Source organism: Solwaraspora sp. WMMA2056 (genome assembly GCF_030345095.1).
Lineage (GTDB): Bacteria > Actinomycetota > Actinomycetes > Mycobacteriales > Micromonosporaceae > Micromonospora_E.
Genome location: NZ_CP128360.1, coordinates 5,144,774 through 5,168,239, shown reverse-complemented (window position 1 = coordinate 5,168,239; position 23,466 = coordinate 5,144,774). Strand labels below are relative to the sequence as shown.

At 70.4% G+C, this 23,466-nt stretch carries 25 protein-coding genes; 21 read left to right on the top strand and 4 right to left on the bottom strand.

What is annotated here, in order from left to right; translation table 11 throughout:
* Positions 1-83 precede the first annotated feature (83 nt).
* From pgsA to O7608_RS23290, 7 genes are all read left to right on the top strand, one after another.
* The gene (gene pgsA, locus O7608_RS23320) at positions 84-722 is read left to right on the top strand and encodes a phosphatidylinositol phosphate synthase (RefSeq protein WP_289206617.1); all 639 of its coding nucleotides are present in this window, start codon (positions 84-86) and stop codon (positions 720-722) included.
* On the top strand, positions 719-1,651 hold the full coding sequence (locus O7608_RS23315) for a phosphatidylinositol mannoside acyltransferase (protein WP_289206616.1): 933 nt from the start codon (positions 719-721) through the stop codon (positions 1,649-1,651). The genes pgsA and O7608_RS23315 overlap by 4 nt, the downstream gene beginning before the upstream one ends.
* A gap of 12 nt (positions 1,652-1,663) precedes the next feature.
* On the top strand, positions 1,664-2,824 hold the full coding sequence (locus O7608_RS23310) for a glycosyltransferase family 4 protein (protein WP_289206615.1): 1,161 nt from the start codon (positions 1,664-1,666) through the stop codon (positions 2,822-2,824).
* A gap of 43 nt (positions 2,825-2,867) precedes the next feature.
* Positions 2,868-3,401: a hypothetical protein gene (locus O7608_RS23305; RefSeq protein ID WP_289206614.1), complete on the top strand. Its 534-nt coding sequence runs from the start codon at positions 2,868-2,870 to the stop codon at positions 3,399-3,401.
* A gap of 216 nt (positions 3,402-3,617) precedes the next feature.
* A complete protein-coding gene (gene pdxS, locus O7608_RS23300) occupies positions 3,618-4,496 on the top strand; it encodes a pyridoxal 5'-phosphate synthase lyase subunit PdxS (RefSeq protein ID WP_289211004.1) in 879 nt (292 codons plus the stop codon).
* Between the two features lie 14 nt (positions 4,497-4,510).
* Positions 4,511-5,107 (top strand): pyridoxal 5'-phosphate synthase glutaminase subunit PdxT, encoded by a 597-nt coding sequence (gene pdxT / locus O7608_RS23295; protein WP_281555546.1) that lies wholly within the window; start codon positions 4,511-4,513, stop codon positions 5,105-5,107.
* A gap of 30 nt (positions 5,108-5,137) precedes the next feature.
* Positions 5,138-5,887 (top strand): YebC/PmpR family DNA-binding transcriptional regulator, encoded by a 750-nt coding sequence (locus O7608_RS23290; protein ID WP_123601103.1) that lies wholly within the window; start codon positions 5,138-5,140, stop codon positions 5,885-5,887.
* A gap of 682 nt (positions 5,888-6,569) precedes the next feature.
* Here the strand turns inward: O7608_RS23290 and O7608_RS23285 are convergent.
* Positions 6,570-6,758 carry a DUF397 domain-containing protein gene (locus O7608_RS23285; protein ID WP_282230377.1) on the bottom strand — a complete coding sequence of 63 codons (189 nt, stop codon included), beginning with the start codon at positions 6,756-6,758 and terminating at the stop codon, positions 6,570-6,572.
* Positions 6,745-7,734 carry a helix-turn-helix domain-containing protein gene (locus O7608_RS23280; protein ID WP_289206613.1) on the bottom strand — a complete coding sequence of 330 codons (990 nt, stop codon included), beginning with the start codon at positions 7,732-7,734 and terminating at the stop codon, positions 6,745-6,747. Before O7608_RS23280 ends, O7608_RS23285 begins: the two co-directional genes overlap by 14 nt.
* Positions 7,735-7,809: 75 nt before the next feature.
* On the opposite strand from O7608_RS23280, the gene O7608_RS23275 reads away from it, so the two are divergent.
* From O7608_RS23275 to O7608_RS23220, 12 genes are all read left to right on the top strand, one after another.
* A complete protein-coding gene (locus tag O7608_RS23275) occupies positions 7,810-8,094 on the top strand; it encodes a hypothetical protein (RefSeq protein ID WP_289206612.1) in 285 nt (94 codons plus the stop codon).
* Complete coding sequence (locus O7608_RS23270) at positions 8,087-8,431, top strand: hypothetical protein (protein ID WP_289206611.1); 345 nt, start codon at positions 8,087-8,089, stop codon at positions 8,429-8,431. Before O7608_RS23275 ends, O7608_RS23270 begins: the two co-directional genes overlap by 8 nt.
* A 159-nt stretch (positions 8,432-8,590) precedes the next feature.
* On the top strand, positions 8,591-8,803 hold the full coding sequence (locus O7608_RS23265) for a type II toxin-antitoxin system VapB family antitoxin (RefSeq protein WP_281554480.1): 213 nt from the start codon (positions 8,591-8,593) through the stop codon (positions 8,801-8,803).
* Between the two features lie 212 nt (positions 8,804-9,015).
* Complete coding sequence (locus O7608_RS23260) at positions 9,016-9,588, top strand: DUF4352 domain-containing protein (RefSeq protein ID WP_289206610.1); 573 nt, start codon at positions 9,016-9,018, stop codon at positions 9,586-9,588.
* A gap of 115 nt (positions 9,589-9,703) precedes the next feature.
* Complete coding sequence (ruvC, locus tag O7608_RS23255) at positions 9,704-10,231, top strand: crossover junction endodeoxyribonuclease RuvC (RefSeq protein ID WP_289206609.1); 528 nt, start codon at positions 9,704-9,706, stop codon at positions 10,229-10,231.
* Positions 10,228-10,830, top strand: coding sequence for a Holliday junction branch migration protein RuvA (ruvA, locus tag O7608_RS23250; RefSeq protein ID WP_289206608.1), 603 nt, complete (start codon positions 10,228-10,230; stop codon positions 10,828-10,830). The genes ruvC and ruvA overlap by 4 nt, the downstream gene beginning before the upstream one ends.
* A gap of 19 nt (positions 10,831-10,849) precedes the next feature.
* A complete protein-coding gene (gene ruvB / locus O7608_RS23245; RefSeq protein ID WP_289206607.1) occupies positions 10,850-11,941 on the top strand; it encodes a Holliday junction branch migration DNA helicase RuvB in 1,092 nt (363 codons plus the stop codon).
* Positions 11,942-12,087: 146 nt separating this feature from the next.
* Positions 12,088-12,435 (top strand): preprotein translocase subunit YajC, encoded by a 348-nt coding sequence (gene yajC, locus O7608_RS23240; RefSeq protein ID WP_289206606.1) that lies wholly within the window; start codon positions 12,088-12,090, stop codon positions 12,433-12,435.
* Positions 12,436-12,619: 184 nt separating this feature from the next.
* Positions 12,620-14,518, top strand: coding sequence for a protein translocase subunit SecD (secD, locus tag O7608_RS23235; RefSeq protein WP_289206605.1), 1,899 nt, complete (start codon positions 12,620-12,622; stop codon positions 14,516-14,518).
* 1 nt (position 14,519) lies between these two features.
* The gene (secF, locus tag O7608_RS23230; protein ID WP_289206604.1) at positions 14,520-15,731 is read left to right on the top strand and encodes a protein translocase subunit SecF; all 1,212 of its coding nucleotides are present in this window, start codon (positions 14,520-14,522) and stop codon (positions 15,729-15,731) included.
* 126 nt (positions 15,732-15,857) lie between these two features.
* Positions 15,858-16,421 carry an adenine phosphoribosyltransferase gene (locus O7608_RS23225; RefSeq protein WP_289206603.1) on the top strand — a complete coding sequence of 188 codons (564 nt, stop codon included), beginning with the start codon at positions 15,858-15,860 and terminating at the stop codon, positions 16,419-16,421.
* A gap of 175 nt (positions 16,422-16,596) precedes the next feature.
* Entirely contained in the window at positions 16,597-19,116 is a 2,520-nt protein-coding gene (locus O7608_RS23220) for a RelA/SpoT family protein (protein WP_289206602.1), read from the top strand.
* A gap of 150 nt (positions 19,117-19,266) precedes the next feature.
* Here the strand turns inward: O7608_RS23220 and O7608_RS23215 are convergent, their stop codons facing one another.
* Positions 19,267-20,094, bottom strand: a complete 828-nt coding sequence (locus tag O7608_RS23215; RefSeq protein ID WP_289206601.1) for a peptidylprolyl isomerase — start codon at positions 20,092-20,094, stop codon at positions 19,267-19,269.
* Positions 20,095-20,138: 44 nt separating this feature from the next.
* The gene (locus tag O7608_RS23210) at positions 20,139-21,053 is read right to left on the bottom strand and encodes a peptidylprolyl isomerase (RefSeq protein WP_289206600.1); all 915 of its coding nucleotides are present in this window, start codon (positions 21,051-21,053) and stop codon (positions 20,139-20,141) included.
* A 293-nt stretch (positions 21,054-21,346) separates the two neighbouring features.
* On the opposite strand from O7608_RS23210, the gene O7608_RS23205 reads away from it, so the two are divergent.
* Complete coding sequence (locus O7608_RS23205; protein ID WP_289206599.1) at positions 21,347-22,063, top strand: MBL fold metallo-hydrolase; 717 nt, start codon at positions 21,347-21,349, stop codon at positions 22,061-22,063.
* A gap of 14 nt (positions 22,064-22,077) precedes the next feature.
* On the top strand, positions 22,078-23,439 hold the full coding sequence (hisS, locus tag O7608_RS23200) for a histidine--tRNA ligase (protein WP_289206598.1): 1,362 nt from the start codon (positions 22,078-22,080) through the stop codon (positions 23,437-23,439).
* Positions 23,440-23,466: the final 27 nt, after the last annotated feature.

The following is a 23,466-nucleotide window of genomic DNA, read 5'->3' as shown; positions in this document are numbered from 1 at the left end:
AGCCGGCGCGCGGCGACCGAGTCCGGGCCGTGTCCACGGCCACCGTGCCGCCCGTTTCCACCGACCGTTATCGTGGGACCGCCATGGCGAAGATCTTCAGAGTGTCCGTCCGCGCGGGCATCACCCGGGTGATCGAGCCGGTAGCCCGCGGACTGCTCAGTGTCGGGATCCCGCCGAACGCGGTCACGGTCGCCGGCACCGTCGGTGTGCTCGTCGGCGCGATCGGCTTCGGTGCCCGGGGGCACCTGATCACCGGTCTGGTGATCGTGACCCTGTCGGCGTTGACCGACGTGCTCGACGGCACCATGGCCAGGCTGCGCGGTGGGTCCAGCACCTTCGGGGCGTTCCTGGATTCGAGCATGGACCGGGTCGCCGACGGGGCGATCTTCGCCTCGGTGGCGTACTGGCTCGCCGTCAGCGGCAATCGGCCCGGAGCCGTCGCCGCCTTGATTTGCCTCGTCGCGGGCGGCATCGTCTCCTATGTGAAGGCGCGCGCCGAGGGCCTCGGCATGAGTTGCAACGTCGGTATCGCCGAACGCGCCGAACGGCTGATCCTGGTCGGGATCGGGGGCCTGCTCAGCGGCCTCGGGGTCAGCTGGGGGCTGCCGGCGGCGCTGTGGCTGCTCGCCGCGCTGTCGTTGGTGACCGTCTGGCAGCGGATCGTCCACGTCCACCGGCAGAGCGCCGAGCTGGCGCGCTCGGCGCAGGGCGTCGACGCGTGACCCCGGTCGAGTTCGGCTACGCGGCGGCCTGGCGGGCGGTCCGGGCGATGCCCCGGCCGGCGGCGGCGGCCCTGTTCCGCGCCGGTGCCGACCGCGCCCACCGGCGCGGCGGGCCGGCGGTACGTCGGCTCGCGGACAATCTGCGCCGGGTGGTCGGGCCCGACCTGCCGGCGGCCGAGTTCGACCTGCTGCTGCGCGACGCCGTACGTTCCTACGCCCGCTACTGGATGGAGATGTTCCGGCTGCCGTCGTTGAGCCGCCAGCAGCGGCTCGCCGCGTTCGACCTGGCCGGGTCGCAGATGCTGGCCGAGAACGTGGCGGCCGGGCAGGGTTCGGTGGTGGCGTTGCCGCACGCCGGCAACTGGGACGCGGCGGGCGCCTGGGTGGCGGCGAACGGCTGGCCGCTGACCACGGTCGCCGAGCGGCTGCGCCCCGAGGGCGTCTACGACCGGTTCGTGGCTGCGCGTGAACGCCTCGGCATGGAGATCGTCCCGGCCACGGGCGGCCCGCGTCCACCCTTCGACGTCCTGCTGGACCGGATCGGGCAGGGTCACGTGGTGCCGCTGCTGGCCGACCGGGACCTGTCCGCGCGGGGCGTGGAGGTGACGTTCTTCGGCGGTCGGACCCGGATGCCCGCCGGGCCGGCCCTGCTGGCGCTGCGCACCGGCGCCCCCTTGTACGTCAGCGCTATGTGGTTCGAACCGGACCGGGCGCGCGGGGCCCTGGAGGGTCCGCTGCCGCTGCCCGACCCGGCGTCGGGCTCGCTGGACGAGCGGGTACGCCGGCTCACTCAGCAGGTCGCCGACCGGATGGCCGCCGGCATCGCTCGGCACCCGCAGGACTGGCACATGATGCAGCGGCTCTGGCTGGACGGGCAGCCGGGCACCGACCGTGGCCGCTCGGGCACCGGCGTCGCCGGGCCGGGATGAGTGGAGGCCAGCGTGCGGGTCGGCATCGTGTGTCCGTACTCCCTGGATGTTCCCGGTGGGGTGCAGAACCACGTCATCGATCTCGCTGAGGCGCTGATCGGTCTCGGCCACGAGGTCAGCGTGCTGGCCCCGGCGGACGAGGACGCGGACCTGCCGCCGTACGTGGTGGCCGTCGGGCGGTCGGTGCCGGTGCCGTACAACGGTTCGGTGGCCCGGGTCAGCTTCGGGCCGGTGGTGACCACCCGGGTCCGGCGCTGGCTCAACCGGGGCGAGTTCGACGTCCTGCACGTGCACGAGCCGTTCGCGTTGAGCGTCAGCCTGCTGGCGGTGCTCTGCGCCCGGGGCCCGGTGGTGGCGACCTTCCACACGGCGATGACCCGCTCGCGGGCGCTGGCGGCGGCCCAGGGCATGTTGCAGCTGGTGCTGGAGAAGATCACCGCCCGGATCGCCGTGTCGGCGCTGGCCCGCAAGGTGCAGGTCGAACACCTCGACGGGGGAGCGGTGGAGATCCCCAACGGGGTGGCGGTGGCCAAGTTCGCCGACGCCGAACCGCTGCCCGGCTGGCCCGGCGAGTGCGCGCCCGGCAGCGGCGGCACCCTGGGTTTTCTGGGCCGGTTCACCGAGCCGCGCAAGGGCTTCGGGCTGCTGCGCCGGGCGTTCGTGACGATGGCACCGCACCGGCCGGGCCTGCGGCTGCTGGTGGCCGGTCCGGGCCGGCCCGCCGACCTGTACGCGGACATCCCCGATGAACTGCACGACCGGGTCACGTTTCTCGGGCTGGTGTCGGAGTCCGACAAGGCCCGGATGCTGCGCAGCGTGGATCTGTACGTGGCGCCCAACACCGGGGGTGAGTCGTTCGGGATGATCCTGACCGAGGCGATGGCGGCGGGGGCGGCGGTCGTCGCCAGTGACCTGGACGCCTTCCGCCGGGTGCTCGACGGCGGTCGGGCGGGGGAACTGTTCCCCACCGGCGACGCGGTGGCCATGGGCCGGGCGGTCACCGATCTGCTCGACGACGAGCCCCGCCGGTCGGCGTTGGCCGCGCACGCCCGGCAGGTGGTGGCGGGCTTCGACTGGCCGGCGGTGGCTCGCCGGGTGCTGGAGGTGTACGCGGCAGCGATCGAGGCCACCGACGGCCGGGTGCTGTACCAGGAGTGGGCGGAGCCACGGTGAGCGGGACCACGGCGTACCCACGGGCGGCACTACGATGCCGGGAATGTGGTGGGTGGTCGGTGTGAGTGTCGCGGTCGTGCTGGCGTCGGCGTACCTCACCTGGACGGCGGCCCGGGTCGACCGGCTGCACGTACGGGTGGCGGCCGCCGCCCGCGCGCTCGACGCCCACCTGCTGCGCCGGGCGGCGGCGGCCGCCGTGCTCGCCGAGGAGAAGTACGGCGTCGAGCTGTACGCGGCGGCCCGGATCGCCCTCGACGCGGCCTCCCCGGAGGAGCGTGAGGCGGCGGAGAACGACCTGACCCGGCAGTTGCGGGCGACCGCGCTGGTCGGCGACGACCCGGCGACCGAGGCGGTGGTGGTGGCGAGTCGGCGGCTGGTGCTGGCCCGCCAGCTGCACACCGATCTGGTCCGGGACGCGTTGCTGGCCCGGCGGCGTCCGCTGGTGCGGTTGCTGCGTTTTGGTCGACGCCACGACGAGCCCCGGTACTTCGACATCGACGACCCGACGTTGACCCGGGATCCGGATCTGTCGTCGTCGCCGGCGGTACGCGGTGGCGGCGACACCGCCGTCAGGTAGGCCGACACCGCCGTGAGGTAGGCCACAGGGCAGGCCACCGGCTTGTCGATTGGCTGTCGGTGGACCCTGTCGGCGGGCGTAGCATCGGCAACGTCCCTCTCCGTACCGTCGCCGAGGAGCCGATCCGCCGTGTCCGAGACCGTCGACCCGTCCGCCACCGCGGCCACCACCACGCCCGTTTCCGGCACCGCCGCCAGCTCTGCTCCCGGCGCTGCTGTGACCGGCTCCGCCCGGGTCAAGCGCGGCATGGCCGAGATGCTCAAGGGCGGGGTGATCATGGACGTGGTCACGCCCGAGCAGGCCAAGATCGCCGAGGATGCCGGCGCGGTCGCGGTGATGGCCCTCGAACGGGTCCCGGCCGACATCCGCGCCCAGGGCGGGGTGTCCCGGATGAGCGACCCCGACATGATCGACGGCATCATCGCGGCCGTCTCCATCCCGGTGATGGCCAAGGCCCGGATCGGACACTTCGTCGAAGCGCAGGTGCTGCAGGCCCTCGGCGTCGACTACGTCGACGAGTCCGAGGTGCTCACCCCGGCCGACTACGCCAACCACATCGACAAGTGGGCCTTCACCGTCCCGTTCGTCTGCGGTGCGACCAACCTCGGCGAGGCGCTGCGCCGGATCACCGAGGGCGCGGCGATGATCCGCTCCAAGGGCGAGGCGGGCACCGGCGACGTCTCCAACGCCACGACCCACATGCGGCGCATCGGCGGTGAGATCCGCCGGATCACCTCCCTGTCACCCGACGAGCTGTACGTCGCCGCCAAGGAGATGCAGGCACCGTACGACCTGGTCAAGGAGGTCGCCGAGACCGGGAAGCTGCCGGTGGTGATGTTCACCGCCGGCGGGATCGCCACCCCGGCGGACGCCGCGATGATGATGCAGCTCGGCGCCGAAGGGGTCTTCGTCGGCTCGGGCATCTTCAAGTCCGGCAACCCCGCCCAGCGGGCGGCGGCGATCGTCAAGGCCACCACCTTCTACGACGACCCGGACGTGCTCGCGAAGGTGTCCCGGGGCCTCGGCGACGCGATGGTCGGCATCAACGTCGACGACATTCCCGTGCCGCACCGGCTCGCCGAGCGCGGCTGGTGAGCACCGACAGCGGGGTGCGGGTCGGGGTCCTCGCCCTGCAGGGCGACGTCCGCGAGCACCTGCGGGCGCTGACCGAATGCGGTGCCACCGCCCGCCCGGTCCGTCGCCCCGAGGAGCTGGAGCAGGTCGACGCCTTGGTGGTGCCCGGCGGCGAGTCGACCACGATCAGCAAACTGGCGGTCGAGTTCGACCTGCTGGAGCCGATCCGCAAGCGGATCGCCGCCGGCATGCCGGTGTACGGGTCCTGCGCCGGCATGATCATGCTGGCCGACGAGATCCTCGACGGCCGGCCCGACCAGCTGTCCTTCGCCGGCATCTCGATGGCGGTGCGGCGCAACGCGTTCGGCCGGCAGGTGGATTCCTTCGAGGCGCCGGTGGTCATCGACGGTGTCGACGGCCCGCCGTTCCACGCGGTTTTCATCCGCGCGCCGTGGGTCGAACGGGTCGGCGAGGACGTCGAGGTGCTGGGCCGGGTAGCCGCCGGAGCGGCCACAGGTAGGATTGTCGCGGTTCGGCAGGGCAATCTGCTCGCCACGGCCTTCCACCCAGAGCTGACCGGCGACGGTCGGGTGCACCGACTGTTCGTGGAGATGGCCGTCGCGGCAGGCTGACCCCGCAGGTGGGAAGCGACGGAGGTGCACATGTCCGGCCACTCCAAGTGGGCGACGACCAAGCACAAGAAGGCGGTCATCGACGCCAAACGCGGCAAGATGTTCGCCAAACTGATCAAGAACGTCGAGGTCGCCGCCCGGACCGGCGGGGGTGACCCGGCCGGCAACCCCACCCTGTACGACGCCATCCAGAAGGCGAAGAAGAGCTCCGTACCCAACGACAACATCGACCGCGCGGTCAAGCGCGGCTCCGGCCTGGAGGCCGGCGGCGCCGACTGGCAGACGATCATGTACGAGGGGTACGGGCCGAACGGTGTCGCCCTGCTCGTCGAGTGCCTGACCGACAACCGCAACCGGGCGGCGACCGAGGTGCGTACCGCGCTGACCCGTAACGGCGGTTCGCTGGCCGACGCCGGCTCGGTGTCGTACCTGTTCTCCCGCAAGGGCGTGGTGATCGTGCCCAAGGGCGAGCACTCCGAGGACGACGTCATGCTCGCGGTGCTCGACGCCGGTGCCGAGGAGGTCAACGACCTTGGCGAGGCCTTCGAGGTGGTCAGCGAGCCAGGTGACCTGGTCGCGGTGCGCACCGCGTTGGTCGACGCCGGCATCGACTACGAGTCCGCCGAGTCGTCCCTGGTGCCGAGCATGAACGTGCCGCTGGACGAGGACGGTGCCCGGCGGATCTTCAAGCTGATCGACGTCCTGGAGGACTGCGACGACGTGCAGAACGTCTACGCGAACTTCGACGTCTCCGACGAGATCATGGCCGCCGTCGGCTGACCGGGCGTCGTTCACCGCCCTAGCTATCCCTCGGACTGTCAGAAGCCCAGCGAGTAGCCGGAGGGTGAAACTCCATCCGGCTACTCGACAGCAAGGATTCGAGAGAGAGGGGTTGCCGTTAATGTGCTTCTCCGAGCAAGGCGTAGACTGCTCACCCTGGCTTCGGTTCTCGCGGTTCTCGTAAGCGGTTCAGCGACCTATGCGTGCACGTTAGCTCGGCCCGCTGGTGCCGAGCTCGTTCTGAGGGTTCAGGCTGAACACTGTCCGAGTAGTGCCAGTAGGTGCTACTTGCTGCCGCTGCCGGAATCCGATGTAATAATGGTCTCCGGTCCGGAAATATCTATGTCGGGTCAAACCGATGGCTCGGGAGTTGCACGTTTCTGGCTCCAGGAGCCTGGAACTTACGTCGTGCGTGTGGATTCATTCGCAATCTTTCCCAACACCCTGTCCAAGACTCTGGCTATCGATGACGAGGACACCGCACTGGGGGGTAGTGTCGCAGTGGAGCTGACGGGCCAGCTCGCCTCCTAGTAATCATCGGCTGCTAGTGATCCGCACCCTGAAATTCGCGGACAGTATGTCGTGCAGCAATGGGCAGGAGCGGATCACTTGAGCGGCGTGCCAAGAGCCCCGGACCCATCCAGGTGGGTCCAGGGCTCTTGTTGTCCGTCCGTACGCGGATTCAGCTGTGCGTCTTTGTCACCTCGACGAAACGCGACCAGGCGGTCGGGTGGAAGGTCAGGGTGCCGCCGTCGCGGTTCTTGGTGTCCCGGACGTGGACGCGGCCGGGAAGGTTGTCTGCGACCTCGACGCAGTCGCCGGTGCCGTTGCTGCGGGTGCTCTTGCGCCAGCGTGGCTCATCTGTGTTCATTCAGCGTCCTCAGGATCAGGTCTCGGGACTGGACCACGGGCAGGGCCAGCGCGTCAATCTCCTCCCAGGCTAGCTCCAGGTGTCCGAGGTCGCCACGGGTGGTCGGCGCGTGGCCGGTCAGTTGGTCATCGAGATGGCCCGATCGCCGGCCGTCCGGCAGGTTGGCGATCACGAACGCTCCGGAGAGCCCGACGTGGATGCCCTCCGACTCGGCCGGGATCACCCGGATGCGGACATGCGGCCGATGGCCGACGTCCACCAGGTGCCCGAGCTGGTCCATCAGCACCTCGCTCGGCCCACGCCGCAGCACCACCTCGCCGATGATCGCCGACAGCCCCACCGGGTCGTCCCGGTCGATCGTCGCCGCCTGGCGTTCCCGCCGCTTGGCGACCAGTGCGTCGACCTTGCCGGCGTTCGACGGCACGGCCGAGAAGACCTCGCGCATGTACGACTCGCACTGCAACAGCCCCGGCACCAGCATCGGTGCCCAGCTGCGCAGCAAGGTCGCCCGGCGCTCTTGGTCGAACCAGGAGCGCAGCCAGGGCTGCCGGTCCTCCCGCGCGTCCTTGGCCGCCCGTTGGATCTCGTTTCCGGTGCCGAAGAACCCGTCCAGGCGTTCCGCTGTGCCCTCCTGCGGCACCAGCTTCCCCGACTCGAACTGCTGCACCAGGGACTTCGATACGCCGATCGCCGCCGCGAGCCGGTCCTGAGCCATCTTCCGGCTGGTCCGTAACTCGCGCAGGCGAGCCGGCAGGGAAGGTAGGTCATTCACGATTATCACCCCGAATGGTCGGTCGACAGGTGTGCCATCGTCGGGCAATGGCCGAATCCATCTTCCGCCCACTGCCGGGAACAGTCCAGGGTGGAAATCGACGGAAGTGCAACCCGGTCGACTCCACCCGAGGGGGTACGGATGATCAGGAACGACGGAATCGGTGGTGAACCACGCCTCGAGCGATATCGATCTTTCCAACACGACCCGAACGACACGTCGAGCGCGGAGCGCGCGGATGCTTGCCCGCCCGCTCCGCCCAGGTCGGCAGAGTCCTCGGTGGCCGCCCGGTCCCCGGAACTGTCCCGGGCGGTCCACGACGCGAACTCGACCGCCCGCACCCACATCCCGAACCGGACCACCGGGGAATGCCATCGGTGCGGCGGCGTACCCGGACCCTGCCGGCCGTTTCTGAGGGCGATCGCCATCCTGGACCGCTGGGACCCGAGTAATGCCCGGCGGATTCGCGCCGTACTGCATCTCTCCGGGTTGATGACCGCCGGCTACCCGCACGACGGCCGTGACGAGTCCGCCGAGTCGTACGGAGCATCGGACGATGACTGACGACGAAGCTCTGGTGTGCCCCGGGGATCTCGTGGCGCTGCGGCAGTGTGACCACGTGGACGCCGATCGCCCGGTCCGGCTCCGGGTTGAGGAGGTATGGCCGTCCCCGGAGTGGTTCTCGTGGGTGACGCTCTACGGTCGGGAGGTCAGCGACGACCCACGGCGGCACGGCAGCATCACCAGCGTGCGGGCGTACCGCGACGCGTTGCGCCAGCCCGGGGCGGTCATCAGGACGCCCGCCCCGGTGTGCGCCTACTGCCGCGAGCGACTCGCGGCGGGCAGTCCCATCGTTTCCCCTGTCCCTCCTCGGGACCCAAGGCTTCCGGGTCCCAGCTGAACGCCCCCGGGGCCTAGCACTTGTTGAGCCTGATGCCACAGGTGCATCTTGATGCACCTGTGGCATCAAGCCGTCGGAGCACTGTTGGGTCCCGAGAGCCGGCACGGGCACAACGTGCACCTGCCGGCCGAGCGGAGAACCATCCCCTAGGAGATGTCCATGGCCGCGACGCACCTGCATCTTGATGAGGACCTGTTGACGGAAGCCGCTGCCGCGTTGGGCACGACCACGGAGCGGGAGACGGTGACCGACGCTCTCCGGCAGGTGGTGAGAGTAAGCCGCGAACGGCGGCGACGAGCACTGGCTGACCTGCAGGAGATCGCCGCCTCCGGTGGCTTCCACCTCGACCGCCTCGATGGACTCGACCGGTGAGACCAACTGGTCGAGACCGGAGTCTTGCGCTGCACGCCCTCGCTGCTGGGCTACGCGATCGTGGCCACGGCTGTCTGCCGCTCGGTGCCGCGCGGTTTGACAACGTCTCCTAGCGTCACGGGGACGTCAAAGATCACCTGAGCCGGCGGCTCTCCACTGTCGTGGTTCGGGTGCGCAGATCCAGTCGCAACAGAGCCGGAAATGAGGACACGATGGCCAACAGGAAACTCGGTACCGCAGTTGCCCAGATCGCCGTGCTCGGCGTACTCGGGCTCATCGCCACAGGCTGTTCATCGACGGAGGGGACGCCGTCGTCGAGCGTCGAGGAAACAGCGGCGCCGTCGCAGGCCGACGAACCGGCCGACGGCGCCGATGCCGGCGGTGACACCAGCACCGCGGCGGATCCACTCCCGTTCACCGAGGAACTCAACGGGCGCAGGCTCACCGTCGAATCGTTCGGCACCTCCGCCGCAGGCTCCCCACTGTGGGAGGTCGGCGAGGGCAACGAGGTGCTGTACCTCCAGGTGAAGATCGAGAACATCGACGCCGAACCCTGGGAGTCGAACGTCGTGCAGTTCTTCCTCCTCGACGAGTCGGACGAAACCTACGCCCCGTCCTTCTACGACGCCGAGGTCGGGGAAGCCCCGGACGCGGTCACCCTCGCCCCCGGTGATTCGGTCGAGGGGTACGTCCCGTTCGAGGTCCCCGCCGGCACCACCGGCCTGCGTCTGGAGTACGCGGTCGACCTGAGCCAGAACGCGGTTATCGACGTGCAGCTGAACTGACGTACCGGCCGGGTGGCTCCGGTACGCGTGTCGGCTGTCCCGGCCCGCCGCTGGTTGGCTAGGGTGTCGAACACACGTACGTGTGGCGGCGGTGTCGGCTGGGGGAGGATCGGCGGTGCGGGTGCTCGGGGTCGACCCTGGCCTGACCAGGTGCGGGGTCGGCGTGGTGGAAGGCGTGCCGGGTCGGCCGTGCCGGCTGGTCGCGTACCACGTGGTGCAGACCGACCCGGGCGACGACCTGCCGGACCGACTGCTGCACCTCGACGAGCGGCTGACCGCCCTGGTCGCCGAGCATCAGCCGCGCAGCGTGGCGGTCGAGCGGGTGTTCAGCCAGCACAACGTGCGTACCGTGATGGGCACCGCGCAGGCCAGCGCGGTGGCCGTGCTGGCCGGCGCGCGGGCCGGGCTGCCGGTGCGGACCTACACCCCGAGTGAGGTGAAGGCGGCGGTGACCGGTTCCGGCCAGGCCGACAAGGCCCAGGTGACCGCGATGGTCACCCGGCTGCTGCGGCTGGACCGCCCACCGCGCCCGGCGGACGCCGCCGACGCGCTCGCCCTGGCGATCTGCCACATCTGGCGAGGTGGTACGCATGACCGGCTGGCCGCCGCACAGCGGGCGGCCCGGAGCGGAGGTGCCCGATGATCGCGAGTCTGCGCGGGGTGGTGCTGGCGGTCGCGCCGGACAGTGCGGTGATCGAGGTCGGCGGGGTCGGTCTGGCGGTGCACTGTGCCCCGGGCACCCTGGCCAACCTGCGGCCCGGCGGCCCGGCCCGGCTGGCCACCAGCCTGGTGGTCCGGGAGGACTCGCTCACCCTGTACGGCTTCGCCGACGACGACGAGAAGCAGCTGTTCGAGCTGCTGCAGACGGCCAGCGGGGTCGGGCCCCGGCTGGCGCAGGCGGTGCTGTCGGTGCTCACCCCGGACGCGGTGCGCAAGGCGATCGCGAATGCCGACACGGCGGCGCTCACTCGGGTGCCGGGGATCGGCAAGAAGGGCGCCGAGCGGCTGGTGCTGGAGTTGCGGGACCGGGTCGGGCCGGTGCCGGTCGGTGCCGACGGCGCGGCCGGGGTGACCGCCGGGGCGTGGCCGGAACAGGTCCGGCAGGCGTTGGTCGGGCTGGGCTGGACCGCCGGGCAGGCCGACCAGGCGGTGGCCGCCGTGGCGGAGAGCCTGGACGGCCCGCCGCCGCCGGTCCCGGTGCTGCTCAAGCAGGCAATCAGGCTGCTGGGCAGGACCCGGTGAGCGACGAGGGTAGGAGCAGGTGAGCGAGGAGGTCGACGGGCTGGTGTCGGCGTACGCCAGCGACGCCGAACGCGACGCCGAGGTCAGCGTCCGACCGCGCCGGCTGGCCGAGTTCATCGCCCAGCACCGGGTCCGTGACCAGCTGGACCTGCTGTTGAAGGGGGCGATGGGCCGGGGTACGCCGCCGGACCACATCCTGCTCAGCGGGCCGCCGGGGCTGGGCAAGACGACGCTGGCCAACATCGTCGCGGCCGAGCTGGGTGCGGGGATCCGGGTGACCAGCGGCCCGGCGATCGAGCGTTCCGGTGACCTGGCCGCGATCCTGACCAGCCTGGCCGAGGGCGACGTGCTCTTCATCGACGAGATCCACCGGATCGCCAAGCCGGCGGAAGAGCTGCTCTACAGCGCGATGGAGGACTTCCGGGTCGACGTGGTGGTCGGCAAGGGGCCGGGTGCGACGGCGATCCCGCTGGACGTGGAGCCGTTCACCCTGGTCGGCGCGACCACCCGGGCGGGCCTGTTGACCGGTCCGATGCGGGACCGGTTCGGGTTCGTCGCGCATCTGGACTTCTACGAGCCGGCCGAGCTGGAGGTGCTGCTGCGCCGGTCCGCCGGCATCCTGTCGGTGCCGATCACCCCGGACGGCGCGGTGGAGATCGCCGGCCGGTCGCGGGGGACGCCCCGGATCGCGAACCGGCTGCTGCGCCGGGTCCGCGACTACGCCGAGGTCCGTGGGGCCGGGGTGGTCGACCGGGAGACGGCGCGGGCGGCGTTGACCGTGTACGACGTCGACGAGCTCGGTCTGGACCGACTGGACCGGGCGGTGCTGGGCGCGCTGATCGGCTCGTTCGGTGGCGGCCCGGTCGGGTTGTCGACCCTGGCGGTGGCGGTGGGGGAGCAGCCGGACACCGTCGAGGAGGTGTGCGAGCCGTTCCTGGTGCGCGCGGGGCTGCTGGCCCGTACGCCGAGGGGGCGGGTGGCGACCGAGGCGGCGTGGCGTCATCTGGGCCGGGTGCCGCCGCCGGGTGCGCTCGGCGGGCCTGGCTCCGGGACCGGATCCACCCGTGGCACCGTGGCGGATAAGCCGGATTTATTCAACTTTGAGGCTTAGATTATCTCGTGATCTGAACGTGATCAGTGCCGCGCGCTGGGTTCTCAGTCACACCGACTAGACTCGCCGCGGTCTGTACGGCACGTGAGATCCTGCCTCCGCAGAGCGTACCGGCCCTGCGGGTGGCTGACGGAAAGGTTGTTGTTGTGCTCTTGGCACAAGACGGCGCTGCTGGCGGCGCCAGCTTCATGCCGATTCTGATGATCGCCCTGCTCTTCGGCGTCATGTACTTCATGATGATCCGGCCACAGCAGAAGCGCCGCAAGGAAGCCGAGCAGATGCAGTCGTCGATCGGCCCCGGCGACGAGGTGGTCACGATCGGCGGCCTGTACGGCACCGTCTCGAGCATGGACGACGAGACCGTGATGCTGGAGGTGTCGCCCGGCGTGCACGCCCGGTACGCCCGACCGGCGATCGCCCGCGTCGTGCAGAAGACCGACACGCCGGCGGTGACCGAGTCGGTCACGCCGGACGAGGTGCCGACCAAGGATTGACCCACCCCGGGTCAGCGCGCTTTCGTTACATCGAAGATACTGATCGTTGTGTTGCCGGTCACGGTCGCCCCGACGGGCGGTCGCCGCCGGTAGGACGACCACCCCACCGCCGCGTCCACCGGTGGCGTCAACCGCTGCCGCCCCGGTGCACAGCGGCCGAACTGCGCAGGGAGACAGGACCGCCGTGGCACCACCTCAGGGACAGATGCGCCCCGGGCGGCAGCTCGCCGCTCTCGGGCTCATCTTCGCCGTCCTCTACCTTCTGGTGTTCTTTGCCGGAGCGAGCGGCAGTTGGCAGGACCGGCTCGAGCCGAAACTCGGCCTTGACCTGATCGGCGGCACCCGGGTCACCCTGGAGGCCACCACCGAGGACGGCAGCGCGCCGCCGGCCGCCTCGCTGGAGCAGGCCCGCGACATCATCGAGAACCGGGTCAACAGCCTCGGCGTGTCCGAGGCGGAGGTGGTGACCGAGGGCGACCGCAACATCGTCGTGTCGCTGCCCGGCCAGAACCGCGACCTTACCGAGATCGGCAACGCCGCTGAGCTGCGCTTCCGCAAGGTGCTCAAGGCGACCGACGGCGGCGAGCCGGCGCAGCCGCAGGCCAGCCCGAGCCCGAGCGAGGCAGCCGAGGGCGGCGAGTCGCCGGCACCGGGCGACTCCCCGTCGCCGGACCCGGCGGCGTCCCCCGAGGCCGAGGCCGAGGCCAGCCCGTCGGCCGGCGGCGAGGGCGGAATGGCCCAGCCGGACCCGAGCGCGTCGCCCGACCCCAGCCCCAGCGCCGAGACCAGCCCGTCGGCGACGCCGGCCCCCGACGCCACCGACGACGGCCCGGCCGACCTGGCCGCCGTCCAGGCCAAGGTGGGCGAGGGCGCCTGGTCCGCCGCGACCGGCCTGCAGGCCCCGGCCGACTTCAGCGCCGACCCGTCGTTGGCCGACACGCTCGCCCCGTTCAGCGAGCTCACCCCGGCAGAGGTACGGGTGCTGCCGGCCACCGTGCAGTACAACGTGCCGTACGTGACCTGCGACAAGCTGGCGCTGCGCCAGGCCGGCTCGATCCGGGACGAGTCGCAGCAGGTCGTCGCCTGCGAAGGACTGATCAAGTACTTCCTCGACGAGGCCAAGGTGGTCGGCACCGACGTCAGCGACGCCAGTGGCGTGGTGGACCAGACCACCGGCCAGTGGGTGGTCAGCCTCAACTTCACCGGCTCCGGGCAGCGGGCCTGGACCGAGCTGACCCGCGAGGCGTTCAACAACACCGACCAGCAGTGCGAGGCCAGCGCGCTCGGTCAGGACGGCAAGTGCCGGGTCGCGGTCGTACTCGACAACGAGGTGATCTCCTCACCGGAGATCCAGGGCGTGCTCACCGGCGACTCGCAGATCACCGGTGACTTCACCGGCGCCACCGCCAACGAGCTGGCCAGCAACCTGCGCTACGGTGCCCTGCCGCTGACCTTCGAGCCGCAGGAGGCGCAGAGCATCTCCGCCACGTTGGGCACCGAACACCTGCGGGCCGGCCTGCTGGCCGCCGGCATCGGCATGCTGCTGGTCGCGGTCTACTCGTTCTTCTACTACCGGATGCTCGGCATCGTCATCTTCCTCAGCCTGATCCTGTCGGCGCTGCTGGTCTTCGGCGCGCTGGTGGTGCTCGGCCGGCAGATCGGCTTCACCCTCACCCTGGCCGGCATCGCCGGTCTGATCGTCTCGCTGGGTGTGGCGGCCGACTCGTTCGTGCTGTACTTCGAACGCCTCAAGGACGAGATACGCGAGGGCAGGAGCCCGCGCAGCGCCGTACCCCGGGCCTGGATCCGGGCCCGGCGGACGATCATCTCGGCCAACGCGATCACCCTGATGGCCGCCGTGGTGCTCTACATCGTCTCGGTCGGTACGGTGAAGGGCTTCGCCTTCGCCCTCGGCCTCGCCACCGTCCTCGACCTGGTCGTGGTCTTCCTCTTCCGGCACCCGATCATGTCCATGCTGGCCCGGACCAAGGCGTTCCTGTCGCCCCGGGTCAGTGGCCTCGGCCGCGCGGTGAAGACCGAGGACGAGACCCCGATCCGCAACCCGCGCGTCAAGGAGGCCTGAGATGAGCAGCGGATTCGCTGGACGCCTCTACCGGGGTGAGGCCAATCTCCCGATCATTCCGCGGCGCAACACCTGGTTCACGATCGCCGCAGTCCTCCTCGTGCTGGCGATCGCCAGCGTCGCGATCCGGGGCTTCAACCTCGGCATCGACTTCCGGGGCGGCAACGAGTTCCAGGTGCCGTCGAGCGTCGGCACCCTGCTGGAGGCCGAGGACGCCCTCGACGCCGAACTCGCCGAGCTGGACACCGCCGAGCCACTGGAAGTTGTCTCCGGTCAGGAGGTCGGCGGCACCACCTACCTGTTCCGCACCGGCGAGCTCGACTCCGCGCAGACCGAGGCGTTCAAGCAGGGGCTGGCCGAGCGGCTCGGTATCGAGCAGGACGCGATCAGCGACAGCCGGGTCAGCGGTGCCTGGGGTGGCCAGGTCACCCAGCGGGCGCTGCTGGGCCTGCTGGTCTTCATGGTGCTGGTCACCATCTACCTGGTGCTGCGCTTCGAGGCGCGGATGGCGATCGCGGCGGTCATCGGCCTGGTGATCGACCTGGTGCTGACCGCCGGCATCTACTCGGCGTCCGGCTTCGAGGTCACCCCGTCGACGATCATCGGGTTCCTGACGATCCTCGGCTTCGCGCTGTACGACGTCGTCGTGGTCTTCGACAAGATCCAGGAGAACACCCGGGGCGTCACCGGCGGCAGCAACCAGACCTACGGGGAGGCGGCGAACCTCGCTGTCAACCAGACCCTGATGCGGTCGATCAACACCTCGATCGTGGCGCTGCTGCCGGTCGGTGGTCTGCTGTTCATCGGGGCCGGTCTGCTCGGCGCCGGCACGCTCAAGGACCTGGGTCTGGTGCTCTTCGTCGGTATGGGCGCGGCCTTCTTCGTGTCGATCTTCGTTTCCTCACCGCTGGTGACGGTGTTCAAGGAGCAGGAGCCCAAGTACAAGCTGCACGCCCAGCGGGTGCAGGCCAAGCGGGCCTCGTTGGCCGAGCGCGGGCCGGCCCGTCGGACCGCCGCGCGTACCGAGGCGGCCACCGGGGAAGAGGCGGCCGTCGCCGACACCGCCACCGACGCCCAGGCCGACGAGGCGCTCGCCGGTGCCGCGCCCAAGGCCGGTGCGAGGCCCGCCGGCAAGCGTCAGTCCGGCGGCCGGGGCGGTCGCCCGGGTGGCGGCGGGAACCGGAAGCGACCCAGCGGCGCGAAGCGTCGCTGACGTATCAGAGGTAGCGACAGACGTATCAGAGGTAGTCATATCGGCCGGTACGGGCACACCAGTGGATCCCGCAAGGTTGCCCGTACCGCCCACCACGCGGGACGATCCGTGAGGAAAGGGACGCAGGTGACGCAGACCCCGTCGGCTGTCATCGGGGACAGCGGACCCGAGGCTGCCGCACTGGTGGCCAGCCGAGTGCTCGACGTACCCGATTTTCCCAAGCCCGGCATCGTGTTCAAGGACCTGATGCCGCTGTTCGCCGACGGTCCGGTCTTCCGTGAGGTGGTCGACGGCATCATCGCCCACCACGGGGCGGAATCGTTCGACGTGGTCGCCGGCATCGAGGCGCGCGGCTTCGTGCTCGCCGCGGCGATCGCCTACGCCACCGGCACCGGCGTGGTGCCGGTCCGTAAGGCCGGCAAACTGCCCCGCGCGTCCTTCGCCGCCGCGTACGCGTTGGAGTACGGCGAAGCGGTCCTGGAGGTGCACCAGGACGCCTTCACCGCCGGCCAGCGGGTCCTGGTCGTCGACGACGTGCTCGCCACCGGCGGGACCGCCGGGGCGACTCTCGACCTGGTGGAGCGCGCCGGCGGTACGGTGTCCGGCTTCACCGTACTGTTGGAGCTGGGGTTCCTGGCCGGTCGGGAACGGCTGGCACCCCGTCCGGTGCACGCGCTGTGGCGGGTGTGACCTTCCCCCGCGTACGGTGATCCGTTCGTCACGACCGGCCCGGCTGGCGGGCGTGGCACAGGCCGGACGGGTAATATTGCGGTCCCTGTCAGTCAGGGGCGGTTCCCCCTGGCTAGCGCGGCAGCGGTCCGGCCGGATACGGTCGGCTCACATCCGGCAGAGGTGAGGGAGGCCGGTGTCCTACGACGTCACCCCTTCCGTGGAGGGCACTGTGCAGCCGACTGGCGAGGTCGACCCGACTTCGGGCATGGCCAATGGCGCGGCGACGCCGCCGGTGACGCCGGGCAACGGGGCGGCTCCGACCGCGCACGGCGCGGCCACCGGTAGCGGCGCGGCCGCCGGCCCGAACGGACACCCGGTGGAGGCCGTCAACGGCGTCGGTGCGGGTGTCCCGGCCAGTGCGGCGGCGGAGCCGGTCGGTAACGGGTTCGGCTTCTCCGGCGCGCCGACCGGGCGGCGGGTGCGGGCCCGGCTGGCCAGGTTCAACGCGCCCTGGCAGACGCCGCACATTCCCGAGGTGCTGGAGCCGTTGATCGCCACGCACCGGCAGAGTCACCCGAAGGCGGACCCGAAAGACCTGCAGCGCGCGTTCGACGTCGCCTCGAAGTGGCACTCCGGGCAGTTCCGCAAGTCCGGGGACCCGTACATCACCCATCCGCTGGCGGTCGCGACGATCCTCGCGAACCTCGGCATGGACACCACGACCCTGGTCGCCGCGCTGCTGCACGACACGATCGAGGACACCGGCTACCCGCTGGAGCAGATGCGGGTGGACTTCGGCGGCGAGGTCGCGCTGCTGGTGGACGGGGTGACAAAGCTCGACCGGGTCAAACTCGGCGACGCGGCCAAGGCCGAGACGATCCGCAAGATGGTCGTGGCGATGGCGAAGGACCCGCGGGTTCTGGTGATCAAGCTGGCCGACCGGCTGCACAACATGCGCACCCTGACCTTCCTGCCCAAGGCCAAGCAGGAGCAGAAGGCCAAGGAGACGTTGGAGATCCTGGCGCCGCTGGCCCACCGGCTTGGCATGAACACGGTCAAGTGGGAGCTGGAGGATCTGGCCTTCGGCACGCTGTTCCCGAAGCGGTACGAGGAGATCAACCGGCTGATCGGCGAGCACCAGCCGCAGCGGGACACCCAGCTGCGCAAGGTGACTCAGAAGGTCCAGGTCGACCTGCGGGCCGCCAAGATCAAGGCGGAGGTGACCGGCCGCCCGAAGCACCTCTACTCGATCTACCAGAAGATGATCGTGCGGGGGCGCGACTTCAACGACATCTACGACCTCGTCGGCGTACGCATCCTGGTCGACACGGTCCGGGACTGCTACGCCGCCCTCGGTGTGATCCACGCGAACTGGCAGCCGGTTCCCGGCCGGTTCAAGGACTACATCGCGATGCCGAAGTTCAACATGTACCAGTCGCTGCACACCACGGTCATCGGGCCGACCGGCAAGCCGGTCGAGATGCAGATCCGCACGTACGCGATGCACCGCACCGCCGAGTTCGGCATCGCCGCGCACTGGAAGTACAAGGAGCTCAAGGGCGCGACCGTCGTCGGCCCGCCGGCCCACATCGACGAGATGACCTGGCTACGGCAGCTGCTGGACTGGCAGCGGGAGGCGAGCGACCCGAGCGAGTTCCTCGACGCGCTGCGTTTCGACCTGTCCAGCCAGGAGGTGTACGTCTTCACCCCCAAGGGTGACGTCATCCCGTTGCCGACCGGGTCGACCCCGGTCGACTTCGCCTACGCGGTGCACACCGAGGTCGGGCACAAGTGCATCGGGGCCCGGGTCAACGGCAAACTGGTGCCGCTGGAGTCGACCCTGTCCAACGGCGACGTGATCGAGATCTTCACGTCGAAGTCGGCGACCGCCGGCCCCACCCAGGACTGGCTGGGCTTCGTCAAGAGCCCCCGCGCCCGCACCAAGATCAGGCAGTACTTCAACAAGGAACGCCGCGAAGAGGCGATCGAGACCGGCAAGGACGCGATCGCCAAGGCGATGCGCAAGCAGGGCGTGCCGCTGCAGCGGATGCTCACCACCGACTCGCTGATGGCGATCGCCCGCGACCTGCACCTGGCGGACGTGGCGTCGCTCTACGCCGCCGTCGGTGACAGCCAGGTCTCGGCACAGTCGGTCGTCCAGCGGCTGATGGCCAGCCTTGGTGGTGAGGAAGGGGCTGCGGAGGACCTCGCCGAGACGGCGGTGCCGACCCGGCCGCACCGGATCCGCCACTCCGGTACCGACCCCGGCGTGGTCGTCCGAGGGGTCGACGACGTCTGGATCAAGCTGGCCCGCTGCTGCACTCCGGTGCCGCCGGACACGGTGTTCGGCTTCGTCACCCGCTCCGGCGGGGTGAGCGTGCACCGCGACGACTGCGTCAACGCCGAGGACCTGCGGGTGCAGGAGGAGCGGCTGGTCGAGGTCACCTGGAGACTGACCTCGGCGTCGACGTTCCTGGTCGCCATCCAGGTGGAGGCGCTGGACCGGCACAAGCTGCTGGCCGACGTGACCCGGGTGCTCTCCGAGGAACGGGTGAACATTCTCTCCGCGACGGTCACCACCACCCGGGACCGGGTGGCGGTCAGCCGGTTCTCCTTCGAGATGGCCGACCCGAAGCACCTGGGCCACCTGCTCAACGCGGTCCGCAAGGTCGACGGGGTGTTCGACGCCTACCGGGTCACCTCCGGTTCCTGAGCCGGACTGCCCCGCCCCGACCCCCGCTGCCGGTTCCCGGCCCGCATCCGGTTGCACGCACCACACGTGATCGGGTCCGGTTCCCGCGTCGGTACACCGACGCGGGAACCGGACCCGATGGTCCGCAGGCTTACCGCTACCGCAGCGAGGTCACTGCGGTTCGCTGACGGTCAAGCTGTTGATCAGGATGTCGTTGTTGGGGTGACCGCCGCCGGGGGACGGGTCGAACGCGCCGTCGTGTCCGGCCTCGGTCGCTTCCTGGATCACCTCGAGACCCTCGGTGACCTGACCGACGATCGTGTAGTCGGGGCTCAGTTCGACATCCTGGTAGATGAAGAAGAACTGGCTGCCGTTGGTGTCCGGGCCGCTGTTCGCCATCGCCATCACCCCGGCCGGGTAGGGGGGCCGGTCGTCGATCGGCAGGTTCTCGTTGGCGTACTGGTAGGTCGGTCCGCCGGTGCCGTCGCTGTCCCGGTATCCCTCCCCGGTGGCGCTCGGGTCGCCGCACTGCAGCATCCCCGGGAACATCCGGTGGCACTTGGTGTTGTCCCAGAACTGGTTGCTCGCCAGGTGGCTGAAGCTGGCCGCCGTGCACGGCACCTCGGCCAGGTTCATGGTCACCTGGATCTCACCGAAGTTGGTGTCCAGCGTCATCACCTGGGTGCCGGAGTCCGGTGGGGTGGTGGTCGGCGGCAGCCCCACGTCCTTGACGGTGGGGGTGCGCTGCTCGGCGGGGATCTCGTTCCAAACACAGGTGGTGGCGGCCGGGTCGCCCTCGGCCTGCGGAGTCTCGGTCTCGTCGTCGCCGAGGCTGGCGACCAGCCACACCGTGCCGGCCACGACGAGCAGCAGGGCGACACCGGCACCGATACCGGCCTGCAACTGGCGGCGCTTGCGGGCAGCCGCAGCGCGCTCGGCCATCTCCTTCTCGAGGCGGGCCCGAGCAGCGGCCCGCTGCCGCTCCCTGGTCGACGTCACGGTGGTCCTCCTGGAATCGGGTTATCTGGTGCTGACTGTCGTCGTCAGGACGCGGTGCTGGCCGACGGTTCCGGCTCGGGACTGGCCGACGGCGACGGTTCCGCGCTGGCTGACGGCGATGGCTCCTCGACCGGCTCGCCGACGGTCAGGCTCTGGATGACGACATCGGTCTCCGGCTTCACCTGCGCTCCGCTGCCGTTGTCCACTCGGGGGAGCGCCCCGATCTGGTCGACCGTGGCCATGCCGGCGGTGACCTTACCGATGATCGGGTAGCTGGGGAACTCGGTGGTGAAGTCCCTGAAGAAAATCTTGAACTGGCTGCCGTTGGTGCCCTGCGGCACGCCGACCGCGACCACCGTACCGGCCGGGTAGAGCGGCGGCTGGTCCGCCGGGTCCACGGCCGGGTCCGCCGACGGGTCGACCTGCGGTGCGACCGGCACGTTCTCGCTGAAGTACGAGTACGTCGGCCCGCCCTGCCCGGTGCCGCTGGGGTCGCCGCAGAGGATGGCACCCTCGTCGGTGATCTCGTGGCAGGTGGTGTCGTCGAAGAAGTTGCGGCTGGCGAGGTGGGCGAAGTTGGCGGCCGCGCAGGGGGCGGCGGACAGGTTGAGCTCCACGGTGATCGGCTCACCGACGCTGGTGGTGATCGTCATCGGTTGGACGCCGCGGTTCGGCGGGTTGACGGACTCGGGCGTCCCGACGTCGGTCAGGTTGCTGTTGGCCGCCGGGTCCTGCGGCGTCCAGGTGCAGGTGCTGCCCGCCTCCGTGGTGGTCTCCGGCTCGCGGTCGAAGGCACCGAGGGCCCACGCCGAACCGGCGGTGATCACCAGCACCGCGAGGCCGGCACCCAACCCGGCGCGGATCCGCCGCTTGCGCCGCGCGCTGGCGGCACGCCGGGCCATCTGCCGGTCGAGCTTCGCCCGCGCCAACTTGCGCTGCCGGTCCCTGCTGGAAGCCACCCGTGCTCCCCTTTCGTGTTCGTCCCCGCGTCCAGTGGCGGGCGCGCCGGATCCGGGCGCCTTTGCGGTGCGCCACGCCACATGCCCGCCAGAGTGTACGGGTATCCGCTGGGAAATTGTTGTATGAGGTCCGCTCCGTATCCAATCGGAGATCATCATTGTGACGGATGCGTCTGCCGGGGTGTGCGCCGGCCCGGCAGGTGTGCCACCGCACGACCGGTGCCACCGACCGTTAGGCTCGGCCACGGCGCTGCCCGACCTGTCGTGCGGGCAGGCCGGGAGGAGGCAGGGGCGTGCTCATCACTGGTTTCCCGGCGCAGGCGTTCGGCACCAACTGTTACCTGGTGGCGACCGGGCCGGGCGAGCAGTGCGTCGTCGTCGACCCCGGCATCGGCGTACTGGACCAGTTGGAGCAGGCGTTGGCCGAGTACCGGTTGCAGCCGGCCGCCGTGCTGCTCACCCACGGCCATCTCGACCACACCTTCTCGGTGGCGCCGGTCTGCGGGGCACGGGGTATCACCGCGTACGTCCACCCGGGCGACCGGGAGATGCTCGCCGACCCGACCAAGGGCCTGTCGGCCGATCTGACCGCGATGTTCGGCGGTCGGCTGCCGTACAGCGAACCCGACGACGTGGCCGAACTGACCGACGGCGCGACGCTGCTGCTCGCCGGTCTGGAGATCAGCGTCGACCACGCCCCTGGCCATACCGGTGGGTCGGTGCTGTTCCGGCTGCCCGGCGCCGGCTCGCCCTGGGAGGCCGAGCAGGTCTGCCTCTCCGGCGACGTGCTGTTCGCCGGTTCGATCGGCCGCACCGACCTGCCCGGCGGCAGCATGCCGGCGATGATGACCAGCCTGCGCGACAAGATCCTGCCGTTGGCCGACGACACCGTGGTGCTGCCCGGCCACGGCCCGGCCACCACCATCGGTCAGGAGCGCGTGAGTAACCCCTACCTGCACGAGGCCGCCGGCGGCGACATCGCCGCGCCGGCCCGCCGTACCGGACTGTGACAAGGACGCACCTGATGAGCAAGCCCAGGCCGATCTCCGGCTTTCCGGAGTGGCTGCCCCCGCAGCGGATGATCGAGCAGTACGTGATCGACCGGCTGCGCCGTACCTTCGAGCTGTACGGGTTCGCCCCGCTGGAGACCCGCGCGGTCGAGCCGCTGGACCAGCTGCTGCGCAAGGGGGAGACCTCGAAGGAGGTCTACCTGCTGCGTCGACTGCAGGCCGATCCGGATGCGCAGACCGGTGACGACGCCCTCGGGCTGCACTTCGACCTGACCGTGCCGTTCGCCCGCTATGTGCTGGAGAACGCCGGCAAGCTGCAGTTCCCGTTCCGCCGCTACCAGATCCAGAAGGTGTGGCGCGGCGAACGGCCACAGGAGGGTCGCTACCGCGAGTTCCTGCAGGCCGACATCGACATCGTCGACCGCGACGAGCTGGCCCCGCACCACGAGGCCGAGCTTCCGTTGATCATCGGTGACGCGCTGGCGAGTCTGCCGATCCCGCCGGTGCGCATTCAGGTCAACAACCGCAAGGTCTGCGAAGGCTTCTACCGGGGGATCGGGTTGACCGATCTGGACGCCGCGCTGCGGGCGATCGACCGGCTGGACCGGTTCGGCCCGCAGCGGGTGGCCGAGCTGCTGATGAGTACGGCCGGTGCCAGTGAGAGCCAGGCCAAGGCCTGCCTGTCGCTGGCGGAGATCTCGGCGCCGGACGCCTCGATCGACGACGCGGTGCGCGGGCTCGGCGTCGAGCACCCGCTGCTCGACGAAGGGCTGGCCGAGCTGGTCGCGGTGCTGCAGACCGCGGCCGCGCACTCGCCCGGCCTGTGCGTCGCCGATCTGCGCATCGCCCGCGGCCTCGACTACTACACCGGCACGGTCTACGAGACCCAGCTGCAGGGGTACGAGCGGTTCGGCTCGATCTGCTCGGGTGGCCGCTACGACGATCTCGCCTCGGCCGGGGCGGACCGCTTTCCCGGGGTCGGCATCTCGATCGGCGTGTCCCGACTGCTGGGGCTGCTGTTCGGTGCCGACGCGCTGTCGATCTCCCGGCCGGTGCCGACCTGTGTGCTGGTGGCGCTGCCATCCGAGGCCGACCGGCCGGCCGGCAACCGGGTGGCCGACGCGCTGCGCCGGCGGGGGATCGCCACCGAGGTGTCGCCGTCGGCGGCCAAGTTCGGCAAGCAGATCCGGTACGCCGAGCGTCGGGGTGTCCCGTACGTCTGGTTCCTCGGGGTGGACGGCGAGCCGGACAGCGTCAAGGACATCCGGTCGGGGGAGCAGGTCGCGGCGGCGGCCGATGCCTGGCTGCCGGCCTCCGGCGACCTCGTACCGGAGGTCTCCGGGTCGGTACCGACGGCCTCCGGTTCGGCGACATAGCGGACAATCGGCCTTGATAGCCGCGAT

What these genes read in the sequence shown, in the direction of transcription:
- pgsA (WP_289206617.1), top strand. Translation starts at nt 84, where the DNA reads ATGGCGAAGATCTTCAGAGTGTCCGTCCGCGCGGGCATCACCCGGGTG.
- O7608_RS23305 (WP_289206614.1), top strand. Translation starts at nt 2,868, where the DNA reads ATGTGGTGGGTGGTCGGTGTGAGTGTCGCGGTCGTGCTGGCGTCGGCG.
- O7608_RS23290 (WP_123601103.1), top strand. Translation starts at nt 5,138, where the DNA reads ATGTCCGGCCACTCCAAGTGGGCGACGACCAAGCACAAGAAGGCGGTC.
- O7608_RS23285 (WP_282230377.1), bottom strand. Translation starts at nt 6,758, where the DNA reads ATGAACACAGATGAGCCACGCTGGCGCAAGAGCACCCGCAGCAACGGC.
- O7608_RS23270 (WP_289206611.1), top strand. Translation starts at nt 8,087, where the DNA reads ATGACTGACGACGAAGCTCTGGTGTGCCCCGGGGATCTCGTGGCGCTG.
- O7608_RS23265 (WP_281554480.1), top strand. Translation starts at nt 8,591, where the DNA reads ATGGCCGCGACGCACCTGCATCTTGATGAGGACCTGTTGACGGAAGCC.
- O7608_RS23260 (WP_289206610.1), top strand. Translation starts at nt 9,016, where the DNA reads ATGGCCAACAGGAAACTCGGTACCGCAGTTGCCCAGATCGCCGTGCTC.
- ruvA (WP_289206608.1), top strand. Translation starts at nt 10,228, where the DNA reads ATGATCGCGAGTCTGCGCGGGGTGGTGCTGGCGGTCGCGCCGGACAGT.
- secF (WP_289206604.1), top strand. Translation starts at nt 14,520, where the DNA reads ATGAGCAGCGGATTCGCTGGACGCCTCTACCGGGGTGAGGCCAATCTC.
- hisS (WP_289206598.1), top strand. Translation starts at nt 22,078, where the DNA reads ATGAGCAAGCCCAGGCCGATCTCCGGCTTTCCGGAGTGGCTGCCCCCG.